This is a genomic window from Komagataeibacter melomenusus (assembly GCF_013155395.1).
In the GTDB taxonomy this organism is placed as follows: domain Bacteria; phylum Pseudomonadota; class Alphaproteobacteria; order Acetobacterales; family Acetobacteraceae; genus Komagataeibacter; species Komagataeibacter melomenusus.
Window position 1 is genome coordinate 19,306 of the sequence record NZ_JABJWC010000042.1, and the last position, 13,475, is coordinate 32,780.

8 protein-coding genes and 1 pseudogene are annotated in these 13,475 nt (G+C 66.4%); 7 read left to right on the forward strand and 2 right to left on the reverse strand.

What is annotated here, in order from left to right:
* Positions 1 to 54 precede the first annotated feature (54 nt).
* Positions 55 to 2,949 carry a [protein-PII] uridylyltransferase gene (locus HNW77_RS13830; protein ID WP_172158424.1) on the forward strand — a complete coding sequence of 965 codons (2,895 nt, stop codon included), beginning with the start codon at positions 55 to 57 and terminating at the stop codon, positions 2,947 to 2,949.
* On the opposite strand, the gene HNW77_RS13835 is transcribed toward HNW77_RS13830, so the two are convergent.
* Positions 2,920 to 4,905 carry a tetratricopeptide repeat protein gene (locus HNW77_RS13835; RefSeq protein WP_172158425.1) on the reverse strand — a complete coding sequence of 662 codons (1,986 nt, stop codon included), beginning with the start codon at positions 4,903 to 4,905 and terminating at the stop codon, positions 2,920 to 2,922. The two genes, HNW77_RS13830 and HNW77_RS13835, sit on opposite strands and share 30 nt — an antisense overlap.
* Before the next feature lie 185 nt (positions 4,906 to 5,090).
* On the opposite strand from HNW77_RS13835, the gene HNW77_RS13840 reads away from it, so the two are divergent.
* The 6 genes from HNW77_RS13840 (at position 5,091) to HNW77_RS13865 (ending at position 13,240) form a co-directional block, all read left to right on the forward strand.
* Positions 5,091 to 6,611 (forward strand): carboxypeptidase M32, encoded by a 1,521-nt coding sequence (locus tag HNW77_RS13840; RefSeq protein ID WP_172158426.1) that lies wholly within the window; start codon positions 5,091 to 5,093, stop codon positions 6,609 to 6,611.
* A 206-nt stretch (positions 6,612 to 6,817) separates the two neighbouring features.
* Complete coding sequence (locus HNW77_RS13845) at positions 6,818 to 7,960, forward strand: major royal jelly family protein (protein WP_241694484.1); 1,143 nt, start codon at positions 6,818 to 6,820, stop codon at positions 7,958 to 7,960.
* A 76-nt stretch (positions 7,961 to 8,036) separates the two neighbouring features.
* Positions 8,037 to 9,437, forward strand: a complete 1,401-nt coding sequence (thrC, locus tag HNW77_RS13850; RefSeq protein ID WP_172158428.1) for a threonine synthase — start codon at positions 8,037 to 8,039, stop codon at positions 9,435 to 9,437.
* 74 nt (positions 9,438 to 9,511) lie between these two features.
* Positions 9,512 to 10,777, forward strand: coding sequence for a M16 family metallopeptidase (locus tag HNW77_RS13855; RefSeq protein ID WP_172158429.1), 1,266 nt, complete (start codon positions 9,512 to 9,514; stop codon positions 10,775 to 10,777).
* Positions 10,774 to 12,114, forward strand: coding sequence for a TldD/PmbA family protein (locus HNW77_RS13860; RefSeq protein WP_172158431.1), 1,341 nt, complete (start codon positions 10,774 to 10,776; stop codon positions 12,112 to 12,114). The genes HNW77_RS13855 and HNW77_RS13860 overlap by 4 nt, the downstream gene beginning before the upstream one ends.
* Before the next feature lie 154 nt (positions 12,115 to 12,268).
* Positions 12,269 to 13,240, forward strand: a complete 972-nt coding sequence (locus HNW77_RS13865) for a Tim44 domain-containing protein (RefSeq protein ID WP_172158435.1) — start codon at positions 12,269 to 12,271, stop codon at positions 13,238 to 13,240.
* A gap of 130 nt (positions 13,241 to 13,370) precedes the next feature.
* Here HNW77_RS13865 and HNW77_RS17825 read toward each other — a convergent pair.
* Positions 13,371 to 13,475: pseudogene (locus tag HNW77_RS17825) on the reverse strand (IS5/IS1182 family transposase); the annotation flags it as partial.

Consider the following 13,475-nt stretch of genomic DNA (forward strand, 5'->3'; position numbering starts at 1 on the left):
GCACACTCCCCGACTGGATCATTTTCGCTACTTACAGGACGCCATCCGCCCACGATGTCGAACGCTGCCCCCCTTCCCGCCTCCTCCGTCGAGGCGATGACCGACGCCCTCCATGCCGCCCTGTTCCCCACGGGGGAGCACGACGGCACGCGCGCCCTGCCCCCGCGTGAGGAGGCGATCGGGCTGTTCCGCCGCCACCTGTCGCGCTACCAGGCGCATGTGCGCGAGGAATTCGAGCAGCATCGGCTGGGGGGGGCTGAAGCGGGCAAGCTGCTCGCAGCCTATACCGATGGCATGATCCGGGTGCTCGGCGCCTACGCCATGGCGCAGACCGGCATCGATTCGCAGCATGAGGCCCCGTTCGCCATCGCGGCCACCGGCGGCTACGGGCGCGGGCTGCTCGCCCCGTTCAGCGATATCGACCTTCTGTTCCTCACCCCCGATGCGCAGGGCGAGGACATGCGCGCCTGCGTGGAATACATCCTGTATTTCCTGTGGGACCTCGGGCTGAAGGTGGGGCACGCCACGCGCACCATCAACGAGTGTATTGCCGAGGCGGAAGCCGACACCACGGTGCGCACCACCCTGCTTGATGCGCGTATCCTGACCGGCAGCGAATCGCTGTTTTCCATGTTCCAGGCCCGCTACATCGTGGCCTGTGTCAAATCCGGGGCCGACCGCTTCATTACCGACAAGCGCCGCGAGCGCGCCGCCCGCCACCAGCGCTTTGGTGACAGCCCCTACCTTGTCGAACCCAACGTGAAGGAAGGCCGTGGCGGCCTGCGCGACCTGCAGACGCTGTACTGGATGTGCCGCTACACCTTCGGCACGCGCCATGTCTCCGACCTGCTTGCCCCGGGCTTCAGCGAACTCGGCCTGCTGACCGAGCCCGAGGCCAAGCGCGCGCGCCGGGCATGGGACTTCCTGTGGCGGGTGCGTTTTCACCTGCATTACGTATCCGGCCGGGCGGAAGAGCGCCTGACATTTGACGTGCAGCCCGTGGTCGGCGGGCGCATGGGCTATACGCGCCACGGGCGGCAGGTGGGGGTGGAGCGCTTCATGCGCCACTACTTCCTGACCGTGCGCGAGGTCATGCGCCTGACGCTGGTGCTCGAGCCCGCCGTGCTGCGCCAGGCGCTCGGCCCGGTTGCCAACGCGCCCGAGGCCGACAGCCAGATGCGCGATGCGGGCTTTACCGTGATCGATGGCCGCATCCTGCCCCAGCGCGGCACCTCGTTCGAGAATGAACCCATCCAGATGATGCGCCTGCTGGACTGGGCCAACAAGCGCAAGCTGCCCATCCACCCCATGGCCATGCACCAGCTCATCCGCTGGGAGCGCAAGGCGGCCAGCCTGCGTGGCGACCCCGAGACCGCGCGCATCTTCCTTGACCTGATGTGTGGCGCGCCACCCGAGCGCCCGCAGCGCGCCCCGCGCGCGGAGGAGGAAAAGCCCGACGCCATTCCCAGCTTCCACCTGATGGATGAGGGGCGGCGCAAGGGCAACGCCTACTGGCTGCACATCCTCAACGAAACCGGGCTGATGGGCCGCCTGCTGCCCGACTGGTCGCGCGTGGTGGGGCAGATGCAGTTCGATACCTACCATGTGTTCACGGTTGACGAGCACATCATCGATGCGCTGCGCATCCTTGGGCGGGTCGAGCATGGCCAGATGGCCGACGAGATTCCCATCGCCTACGACCTGGCGCGCAACCTGCATTCACGCCGGGCGCTGTACGTGGCGGTGATGCTGCATGACATCGCCAAGGGGCGCGGGGGCGACCATTCGGAAATCGGCTCGCAGATCGCGCTGTATGTCTGCCCCGAACTGGGCATGGACAGCGAGGAGACGGAAACCGTGTCATGGCTGGTGCTGCACCACCTGCTGCTCAGCCACACCGCCTTCCAGCGCGATATCGACGACCCCAAGACCATCCTTGACCTTGCCGACATCATCCAGTCCCCCGAGCGGCTGCGGCTGCTGCTTCTGCTCACCATCGTGGACATGCGCGCGGTTGGCCCGCGCGTGTGGAACGCGTGGAAGGCGACGCTGCTCAACGAGCTTTACATGCGCGTGGCCGAGGTACTCGAAGGCAGCCTCGCCACTACCGAGCGCGACGTGCGCGTGGAGCGCGCCAAGGCCGCCACCGCCCAATGGCTGGTGGAAGACGGCATGAACGAGGCCGACGTGCAGCACTTCATGGGGCTGGGCTATGGCAGTTACTGGCTGTCCTTCGATCACGACACCCATGCCCGCCATGCCCTGCTGATTGGCGAATCCGAGCGACTCCACTCCCCCCTTACGGTCGAGACCCAGCCCCTGCCCGCGCGTGGCGTGACCGAGGTGACCATCTACGCCGCCGACCATCCGGGCCTGTTCTCGCGCATTGCGGGTGCGGTGGCCATTGCCGGGGCCTCGATCGTGGATGCGCGCATTCACACCATGACCAACGGCATGGCGCTCGACACGCTGTGGATTCAGGATGCAGGCGGCGCCGCGTTTGAGGAACCGCAGCAGCTTGCCCGCCTGTCGCTGCTGATCGAGCAGGCGCTGACCGGGCAGATCAACATCAACCGCGAGATTGCCCAGTGTGGCCGCAGGATTGCAGGCCGGCGCATGCGCGCGATCCATGTGCCGCCGCGCGTGGTGATCGACAATCGCGCGTCGAACACCTGCACGGTGGTCGAAATCAACGGGCGCGACCGCCCCGGCCTGCTGCATGACGTGACTGCGGCGCTGAGCGAGCAGAAACTCCAGATCGCCTCCGCCCACATCACCACCTATGGCGTGCGGGCGGTGGACGTATTTTATGTCAAGGACCTGTTCGGGCTGAAAATTACCGACAAGGGCCGCCTCGACCGCCTGCGCGCGGCCCTGCTGTCGGGCCTGCAGGAAGCCGAAGCCGCAGCCCAGCGCCGGTCATCCGAACTCGAATCCATCACCATCTGACCGCCCGCGCTGCCTGACCCAGCCCCGCAGCGCGGTTACGAGGGCCGCGATGACCGGCTGCCAGGCCCGCTCAGGCAGTTGCAGCACGGGCTGGCGCAGCACGCGCAGCCCCCCGTACCACTGGCTGGCCGGGGCTGGCACAGCATGACCCGGCATGCAAACGGGCGGGCAGATACCCCCGGCCTGCGCCGCATCAAAGGCTGCTGACCACCGCCAGTCCCCCCCAAAACGGCTGAGCAGCCAGACCGGGCAGCCCATGGCCCCTGCCAGATGGGCAGCGAGCGTATCGACACTGATGACCAGATCCAGCGTGGCGATCAGGCGGGATGTTTCAAGCAGGTCCGCATCGCCCGCCAGTTCATGGCGCATGAAAACCGGGTCCTGCGCAGGGTTGTGGTCAGGGCGCAGCGCGATGAACGTCACCCCCTCAACCTGCGCCAGCGGGGCCAGTGCGCCTGCTGCAATCGAACGCCGCGCATCAAAACGGTAGGCGGCATTGCCCGCAAAACACAGCCCGATCCGCAACGGCGCCGCATGCTCTCGCGGTTGCCACGCCGCCTGCCCCAGATAAGGCCGGAACGGGCCCACTGCACGCACGCCCAGCAGGGCAGGCAGGCTGAACAGGTCGCACTGGCATGCCACGCCCTGGTAGTCATTTTTATCAGGGGTGATAATTTCAATAAGGTACGGCGCCCTTTCACCCGCTGCCTGCCCCAGTGTTGCAGCCAGACGGCGCAGGGCAGGCGGCACCTCCAGCACCACCGGCACGCGCCTTGCCGCCAGCAGCACATAGCGCAGGAAATGCACCGCATCGCCCAGCCCCTGCCCCATCGTGACCAGCAGCCTGCGCCCCGAGGGCAGCGCCTGCCCCTGCCAGCGCGGCAGGCGCTGCGTGGCGGGCGGCTGCGGCATGAAGCCGAGGCGGGACTCCCACAATGCCCAGCCCTGCGCCAGATCGCCTTCGGCCAGTCGCGCCACGCCCAGGTTGAACCGCGCGCGCGAAAGCGTTGCCGGATCGGGCGCGGGGTGCCGGGCAAGCAAAGCCTCACAGGCCGCGCGGGCCTGCGCGTGCTGACCGGATTCAAACAGGGCGGTGGCGTGGTTCAGCGCGATGCGGGCATCGCCCCTTTGCGCGCGGCAGGCATCGGCCAGCACGGCCTGCGCGGCGGCCATCTCTCCCAGCGCCATCAGGGTCAGGCCGAGATTGTTTGCCGTTTCGGGCGCACGGTCATGGCGCAGGGCCACGCGCAGCATGGCCGCCGCCGGGCGCAGGCGGCCCGCGGCAAACAGCAATGCGCCAAGGGTGGCAAGGGCCTGCCCGTCGCACCCGTCATGGGCCAGAAGCCGGCGCAGCACGGTTTCCGCCTCTTCCCTGTGGTCATGGGCCAGCAGCATGCCCACCAGTTCATGAATCACGACGCCATCATGCGGGGCGCTGGCCGCCACGTGGCGCATCTGTGCCAGCGCTGCCTCGCCCCGCCCGCGCCGCCACCAGAAACGCGCCTGCGCCACGCGCGCGGGCACCCCGCCCACGGCCACGGCCTGCGCATGGGCCACCACTGCCGCCGCGAGATCACCCGTGCGCTCCATGATCTCGGCGCAGGCCAGCATGATCGCGCCATCATCGGGGCTGTGCAGGCAGGCCGTGCGGATTGCGGCCCGCGCGGCGGCATGATGCCCGCAGGCCAGCAGCGCACGGGCCAGCACCTCATGATATGACCCCAGACGGGGATGGTCCGGCGGCGCCACGAACCGCGCGCGCCCGGCAAGGCTGATGGCACGATCCGCCCGGCCAAGGGCCAGCGCGATACAGGCAAGCCCATGCAGGGCGTCAGGGTCATCGGGCCAGAACCCCAGCATGGCGGCAAAACAGGCGCGCGCGCCCGCCATGTCGCCCGCCCGCAGCGCCACCTGCCCGCGTGCGAGCAGGTCGGCGCGCCCCGTCACAGCATTCATGGCATGTGCCTCCCCTTTGCATGGCACGACAGGACTCCATGCGGGCAGGGCGGTTAAGAAAGGGTGTGCCGTGAGCATTTTTTTGAACAAAGTGGAGGGGTCTTCGAGGCTTTTTGAAAAAAGCTTCACCAAGAACTTTCTTATGTTTTACAGACAATGAGCATGATTTTTACGCAGGAGCGCGCATGAACATCCCATCCCGCCCGACCGGCCAGCAGGCCTATGACATCCTGCGCCAGCGTTTTGCCCGCATGGGGCAGATCCGCAACGCACTCGGCATTCTGGGGTGGGACAAGGACACCATGATGCCCGCAGGCGCCGCCGACAGCCGCGCCGAGAGCATCGCCACCCTTGCCGTGCTCTCGCATGAACTCATGACCGCGCCCGACATGCCCGACCTGCTGGCCCGCGCAGCCCCCGGTGATGACGCCATGGCCACGGCCAACCTGACCGAGATGCGCCGCCAGCATGCGCATGCCGCCGCCGTGCCAGGTGAGTTGGTGGAGGCCACATCCCGCGCCGCCTCGCGCTGCGAGATGGCCTGGCGCACCGCGCGGCAGAACAGTGACTTCGCCTCCCTGCTGCCGCACCTGCAAACGGTGCTGGAGTGCACCCGCGCGGTCGCTGCCGCCAAGGCCGGGGCGCTTGGCCTTTCCCCCTATGATGCGCTGCTTGACCAGTATGATGCGGGCACAAGGCAGGCGGATATCGACCCCGTCTTTGCCGAACTGGCCAGCGAACTGCCCGACCTGATCGCAACCGCGCTGGAGCACCAGAAAAGCCTGCCCGCGCCCATCGCCCCCACCGGGCCGTTCGCCGTGCCCGCGCAGGAAAAACTGGGCCGCGAGACCATGGCCGCCCTGGGCTTTGACATGCAGCGCGGGCGGCTTGATGTCAGCCTGCATCCGTTTTGTGGCGGGGCAGAGGATGACGTGCGCATCACCACCCGTTACGAGCACGATGACTGCATCAATGCGCTGATGGGCATCGTGCACGAGACCGGCCATGCACTGTATGAGCAGGGCCTGCCGAAAGACTGGCGCGCCCAGCCCGTGGGCGAGGCGCGCGGCATGAGCCTGCATGAAAGCCAGTCCCTGCTGATGGAAATGCAGGTCGCCCGCAGCCGCCCCTTCATGGACTGGATGGCCCCGCGCCTGCGTGCCGCTTTTGCCGACAGCGGTGACGATGCGGCGTGGGGGGCGGACAACCTGCACCGTCTTGTCACCCGCGTGCGGCCCGGCTTCATCCGCGTGGATGCCGATGAGGTCACCTATCCCGCCCATATTCTCGTGCGCTACGAGATGGAAACCGCGCTGATTGCAGGCACAATGAAGCTGGCCGACCTGCCCGAGGCCTTCAACGCCCGCATTCACGACCTGCTGGGCCTGAAGGTGCCCGAAGACCGTCTGGGCTGCCTGCAGGACATTCACTGGCCATCGGGCTCGTGGGGGTATTTTCCCACCTATACGCTGGGCGCGATCATTGCTGCGCAGTTGCGCGAGGCCGCCGGGCGTGACAACCCCGCCATCATGCCCGCCATTGCGAAGGGCGATTTCACGCCCCTGCTCGACTGGCTGCGCCCGCGCATCCATGCCCGTGGCAGCGCGGCGAGCACAAAGGAGATCGTGCGCGACGCTACGGGAGCGGTGCCCAATACCGGGCCATACCTGCGCCACCTGCGGGAGCGTTACTGCGCGCAGGTTTGACCCCTTGAATTCATAAAAGGCTTCGGGTGCCGCTTTTTTTCAAGAAAGCGGTATCTGTCGAAGCTTTTTGAAAAAAGCTTCACCAAAAACTTTTCCGGTTTTTATCGATGCATCTCAGGAGCACGATTGTCGGTCAGGGCGGGCATGCCGCATCATGCCCTTGCCATCCGCCCCCGTTCGTGACGAGATAAGGCGCGATGCACGCCATGACCCCTACAGCCTTCCGCCGCCTGCGCCCTGCGGGCCTTCTCCTTGCCTGTGGCGCCAGCCTGCTGGCCATGCTGCCCGCAGCCCATGCCGCCAAGCCCGCGCCGCCGCTCAACCCGCCAGCGGCACTTGAGGAGGTTGCCTCATCCTCCACCAGCGCATGGGACCGCGTGGTGGTGCTGCCCGATGGCAGGCTGCTCGTCGAACTGCCGCGCTGGGCGGGCAATAGCGGGCCGGGGCTTGCCGTGCTTGATGCCAGCGGCAACCCGCAGCCCTACCCCGACACCACATGGAACGACCCCGCCGCCCCGGCCTCGTCGCGTTTTGTGGCACCGGCCGACATGCAGCTCCAGCCCGATGGCACGCTGTGGGTGCTCGATAGCGGCCAGCCCGACCCGGCAGGCAGGCCCCTTGATGGCGGCCCCAAGATCGTGAAGCTCGATACAAAGGGCCAGCGCGTGCTCCAGACCTGGCCGCTCAACCCCGACATGCTGCGCGCGGGCAGCTACGCCGCCACCATGCGCGTGGCGCGTGGCCATGCCTTTGTGGGCGACAGCGGTGTTCCGGCCATGATCGTGGTCAGGCTCGACACCAACACCCAGCGCCGCCTGATGGAGCATACGCCAGCCCTGACCGCCCACCAGCCCATAACGGTGGAGGGCAAGGTGGCAACCAATCCGGCAGGCCACACCGCCATTGTCAATATCAGCCAGATGGATGTCAGCGCCGATGGGCAGTGGCTGTATTTCGAGCCGCTCTGCGGCCCGGTCTACAAGCTCGACACCGACCTGCTCGTCGACCCCAACGTCACCCCCATCGAACTCGAGGAAGGGCCGACGCTGTGGTACAAGACTCCCCCGCTCGGCGGCATTACGGTGGGGCCGGACGGCACGCTGTATTTCAATGACGTGTCCACCGGCAGCATCTTCCGCCTCATGCCCGACCGCGTGTACCAGAAAATCGTGACCGACCCGCGCCTGCACTGGCCCGCAGGCTCGTTTGCCACGAAGGACGGCCAGCTTTACGTGCCTGCCGCCCAGCTTGACCGCACGGCCCCGCTCAATGGCGGTACCAATGCCATACAGTGGCCGGTGCACATCTACCGCATCAATATAGGCACCCTGCCCCCGCCGAAATTCTGACACACCGCCAGCGGAATCGCCCGCACCGGGCCTGCGCCCCCTTCGCGCGGGGGGCGGTTGGGATTATGATGGCGCAATGCGCTATATTTCTACCCGGGGGGATGCCCCCGTCCGCGATTTTTCGTCCGTTCTGCTGGCGGGGCTGGCAGAGGACGGTGGCCTTTACCTGCCCGAAAGCTGGCCCGAGCTTTCGGTTGATGACTGGCGCAGCCTGCGTGGCCTGCCCTACCCGGAACTTGCGGCCCGCATCATTGCCCCCTTCGCCGAAGGGTCGATCACGCATGATGTGCTGCTCAAGCTGTGCCGCGAAGCCTATAGCCGATTCGATCACCCCGCCATCGTGCCGCTGACACAGGTGGAAGACGGGCTGTTCGTGCAGGAACTGTTCCATGGCCCGACGCTGGCCTTCAAGGACATGGCCATGCAGCTGCTTGGCCGCCTGTTCGACCATGTGCTGACCGAGCGTGACGAGAAAGTGACCATCGTGGGCGCCACCTCGGGTGATACCGGCTCGGCTGCCATCGAGGCCTGCCGGGGCCGCGAGCGCCTGCGCGTGGTGATCCTCCACCCCGAGGGCCGCACATCGGAAGTGCAGCGCCGGCAGATGACCACCGTGCTGGAGCCCAACGTGACCAACCTTGCGGTCAAGGGCACGTTTGATGACTGCCAGGACCTGGTCAAGGCCATGTTCGCCGACCAGCCCTTCCGCACGGACATGAACCTCTCCGCCGTCAACTCCATCAACTGGGCGCGCATTGCAGCCCAGGTGCCCTATTACGTCTATGCCGCCCTGGCCCTTGGCGCGCCCGACCGCGAGGTCTCGTTCGCGGTGCCCACCGGCAATTTCGGCAACGTGCTGGCCGCCTGGGTGGCGCGCCGCATGGGCCTGCCCATCCGCGCGCTATGTGTCGGCTCCAACCGCAACGATATCCTCAGCCGCTTCCTCAACGAGAACGACATGAGCATCCACGGCGTGGTGCCCAGCCTGTCGCCCTCGATGGATATCCAGGTCTCGTCGAACTTCGAGCGCCTGCTGTTCGAACTGCTCGACCGCGACGCCGCAGCCTGCGCACGCATCATGACCGAATTCCGCAAGACCGGCGTGATGAAGGTCGCAACCCCGGTATGGGACCGCGCCAATGCCCTGTTCCACGGCATGGCGCTTGATGATGACGCGACGGCAGCCGAAATCCGCACGCTCAACACGCGCAGCCACTACCTGGCCGACCCGCATACCGCCATCGGCATTGCGGCGGGCCGTGCCTTCCGCGAGCCGGGCATTCCCATGGTGGCCATGTCCACCGCGCACCCGGCCAAGTTCCCCGATGCAATGGCGCTGGCCACCGGCATCCGCCCGGCACTGCCTGATTCACTGGCCGACCTGTATGACCGGCCCGAACGCTACACCGTGGTGCCCGCCGATCTGGGCGTGATCGAGGACAAGGTGCGCGCGGCGGTCCTGACCAACGCGCCCTGAGCCTTTCCCCCCATCCATCTTACGTAAACAAGGGGTTGCTGGCGCCAAGGCGCCACGCCGCCCGCAGGACCAGCATGACCGACCTGATCAATGTGACCCGACTGGACTCCGGCCTGACCATCGTGACCGAACGGATGGACAGGGTGGAAACCATTTCGCTCGGGGCGTATGTCGCCGCGGGCACCTGTAACGAGAGTGCTGCGGAGAACGGGGTCTCGCATTTTCTCGAGCACATGGCCTTCAAGGGCACGGGCACCCGCACCGCCGTGGGCATTGCGGAGGAAATCGAGAACGTGGGCGGCCACATCAACGCCTACACCGCGCGCGAGCACACGGCCTATTACGTCAAGCTGCTCAAGGAAAACCTTGATCTGGGGGCCGACATCATCGGCGATATCCTGACCCATAGCAGCCTCGCACCCGATGAACTCGAGCGCGAGCGTGGCGTGATCTTGCAGGAAATCGGCCAGGCCAACGACACGCCGGATGACATCGTGTTCGACCATTTTCAGGAAACCGCCTTCCCCGACCAGCCGATGGGCCGCCCCACGCTGGGCAGGGAGGCAGGCATCGGGTCCATGGCGCGCGAAACGCTGGTCAACTACATGGGCACCCACTACCGGGCGGGCAACACCATTATCGCCGCAGCAGGCAACCTTGAGCATGGCCGCGTGGTGGACCTTGTGCAGAAGCACTTTGCCGACCTGCCCACCGGCACCGTGCCGCCGCAGCCGGGCGTGAACTACGTGGGCGGGTCGTTCGTGCAGGAGCGTGAGCTTGACCAGGCGCATATCGTGCTGGGCTTTCCCTCCATGCCGTATGGCGACCCGGATTATTATCCGGCGCTGCTGCTCTCCACGCTGCTGGGCGGTGGCATGTCCTCGCGCCTGTTCCAGGAGATCCGTGAAAAGCGCGGGCTGGTCTATTCGGTCTATTCCTTCAACGCGCCGTTCCGCCAGGGCGGCCTGTTCGGCATCTATGCCGGCACGGGCGAGGCCCAGGTGGCCGATCTGGTTCCGGTCACGCTGGAGGAACTGCGCAAGGTGCGCCACACGGTCAACGCTGGCGAGCTTGCGCGGGCACGCGCCCAGCTCAAATCCTCGCTGCTCATGTCGCTCGAAAGCACGGGCAGCCGGTGCGAGCAACTGGCCCGGCAGTTGCAGGTGTTTGGCCGCCTGATCCCCACCACCGAGACCGTGAGCAAGATCGACGCCGTCACCATTGAAGACGTGCAGCGTGTCGCCACCCGCATCTTCAGCGGCAGGCCGACGCAGGCCTCGCTCGGGCCGGTCAGCCACCTGCCTTCGCTTGACAGCATTACGGGAGCGCTCGCGGCATGAGTTCCGATCCCCTTGACCTGATCGCAACCCTTGTCACCCGCGCCCGCGCGGCAGGGGCCGATGCGGCGGATGCCATCTATGTCAACCGCGTGGCCCATGGCGTGCAGGTGCGCAATGGCCATACGGAAGACCTAGAGCGCTCCGAGACACTCGACCTCGGGCTGCGGGTGTTCGTGGGCCAGCGCGCGGCCATCGTCTCGGCGACCGCACTCGACCCCGCGCGCTTCGATACGCTGGCCGCGCGCGCGGTGGCCATGGCCCGCGTGGTGCCCGAGGACCATTTTGCCGGGCTGTGCGAACAGGCGCAGCACGGTTTTGTCGATGCCACGGGCCTCGACCTGTTCGACCCCGCCACTCCGGCCACAGCCGACCTCGTGGCCCGCGCCCGCACGGCGGAGGAAGCGGCCCTGGCCGTGGCGGGTGTATCGAACAGCAACGGGGCCTCGGCCAGTGCTGGCCTGTCGGACATCATCCTCATGACATCGGCCGGTTTTTCGGGCCGCTATGCCCGCACCAGCCATTCGGTCTCGGCCAGCGTCGTGGCCGGGTCGGGCACGCACATGCAGCGTGATTACGACTACCATTCAACCGTGCACCTGGCCGACCTTGAGGATGCCGCCCTGATCGGCCGCCGCGCGGGCGAGCGCACGGTGGCCCGCCTCAACCCGGTGCGCCCGCGCACGGGGCGGCTGCCCATCGTGCTCGACCCGCGCGTTTCCACCTCGCTGCTCGGCCACCTGTCGGGCGCGATCAATGGCATTTCCATCGCGCGTGGCACCTCCTTCCTCAAGGAGAAGATGGGCCAGCAGATCATGCCCGCGGGCATCACCATCATTGATGACCCGCGCCGGGTGCGTGGCCCCGGCGCGCGCCCGTTTGATGGCGAGGGCATGCTCACATCCACCCGCACGCTGGTGGAAGATGGCGTGCTGAAAACCTGGGCGCTTGATTCGCGCTCCGCCCGCCAGTTGGGGCTCACCCCCAATGGCTGCGCCAGCCGGGGCACGTCCGGCCCGCCCGCGCCCGCGCTGGGCAACATGCACATGCAGCCCGGCACGCTCACGCCCGCCGGACTGATGGCTGACATTACCGAGGGCATCTACATTACCGAGATGATGGGCTCGGCCATCAACGGCATTACCGGCGACTACAGCCGTGGCGCCGCAGGCTTCATGATCCGGGATGGCGTGCTGGCCGAGCCGGTGGCCGAACTGACCGTGGCAGGCAACCTCAACGACATGTTCGCCCGCCTTGTGCCAGCCAATGACCTGACCTTCCGCCAGTCCACCAACGCGCCGACCATCCGCATCGATGACATGGTGATCGCCGGGGCGTAATCGTTGCCTTTCCGTGATTTCATGTTTCTGTAAGCCCGTTGCCCCTGTTACTGGGGCGCGGGCTTACTTATATCTGGTCAGAGGCGGCCCGATCTCATGCAGGCTGCATGGATAATGATGGTTCCGATACAGGATTGCAGATACCCTGACCCAGATGAAACAGAATTCTTCGCGCCTGATGCCGCGTAAAAGCATCATCCTCGCCGCTGGTGCGGCCCTGAGCATGCTCTCCCTCGTGGCGCACCCTGACGTGGCGGATGCCCGCGCGGGTGGTGGCATGTCGATGGGGAGCCGTGGCTCGCGCACATACAGCGCCCCTGCCCCCACACAGACCGCCCCGTTTGGCGCAACGCCCTTCCAGCGCACCATGACCCCTCGCCAGCAGGCCCCCGGCTATGGCATGCAGGCACCCTATGGCGCCGGTGCGGGCATGGCCATGGCGCGGCCCCGCCACCCGTTCATGAGCGGGTTCATGGGGGGGCTGATCGGTGCCGGGCTCTTTGGCATGATGTTCGGCCATGGCATGTTCAGTTCGGGCATGGGGGGCGGCGGCTTCCTTGGCCTGCTGATCCAGCTGGCGCTGATCTTCTTCCTGGTGCGGTGGGCCATCCGCCGTTTTAGCAACAGGGGCGGTGGTGCTGTCGGGTCCGTCGCAAGCCCCTTTGGCGCCACCGGACCCGGTGCCCCGCAACAGGGCGGCCAGCAGAATGTGGGCGTGGCCATCACGGCAGCCGACTACCAGGCCTTCCAGCAGGCGCTGATCAATATCCAGACCGCCTGGAGCCAGCAGAACGTCGAGGCCATGCGCCACATGGCCACGCCGGAGATGGTGTCCTACTTCAACAACCAGCTGGCCGAACTTGCCAGCCGGGGGGCGCGCAACGTGGTGTCCGACCTGCGCTTCGAGCGGGGGGATCTGGTGGAAAGCTGGCGTGAAAACGGGGCCGACTACGCCACCGTGGCCATGCAGTATTCCATGATCGACATCACCACCGACATGACAGGCCGCGTGATCGACGGTGATCCCTCCAACCGCACCACCGTGACGGAACTGTGGACCTTCGTGCGCGCGGCGGGTCTCGGCACATGGCTGCTCTCGGCCATTCAGCAGACGCCGCGCCGCTAAGGCCAACCCTACCGAAAAAGGCCTGCATCGCATGATGCAGGCCTTTTTTATGTTCGCGAGCAGACCAATAACCTGCTGATGAAGGAAAACGTTTTGGGCGCCCCGCTTTTTTTTCAGGGCCTGTTGGGAATTATCGTGAATTGATGATTGCAGCGGAGAGATAAATCATCGCTGCGAATGATCTGTCTGTCTTGTCGCTCCGCGTGGCGATACGCTTGAACTCCTTGAGCTTGCA

Excerpts from the sequence above, each read along its gene's own strand:
- thrC (WP_172158428.1), top strand. The coding sequence starts at position 8,037 with ATGCGCTATATTTCTACCCGGGGGGATGCCCCCGTCCGCGATTTTTCG.
- HNW77_RS13860 (WP_172158431.1), top strand. The coding sequence starts at position 10,774 with ATGAGTTCCGATCCCCTTGACCTGATCGCAACCCTTGTCACCCGCGCC.
- HNW77_RS13845 (WP_241694484.1), top strand. The coding sequence starts at position 6,818 with ATGACCCCTACAGCCTTCCGCCGCCTGCGCCCTGCGGGCCTTCTCCTT.
- HNW77_RS13830 (WP_172158424.1), top strand. The coding sequence starts at position 55 with ATGTCGAACGCTGCCCCCCTTCCCGCCTCCTCCGTCGAGGCGATGACC.
- HNW77_RS13835 (WP_172158425.1), bottom strand. The coding sequence starts at position 4,905 with ATGAATGCTGTGACGGGGCGCGCCGACCTGCTCGCACGCGGGCAGGTG.
- HNW77_RS13855 (WP_172158429.1), top strand. The coding sequence starts at position 9,512 with ATGACCGACCTGATCAATGTGACCCGACTGGACTCCGGCCTGACCATC.
- HNW77_RS13865 (WP_172158435.1), top strand. The coding sequence starts at position 12,269 with ATGAAACAGAATTCTTCGCGCCTGATGCCGCGTAAAAGCATCATCCTC.
- HNW77_RS13840 (WP_172158426.1), top strand. The coding sequence starts at position 5,091 with ATGAACATCCCATCCCGCCCGACCGGCCAGCAGGCCTATGACATCCTG.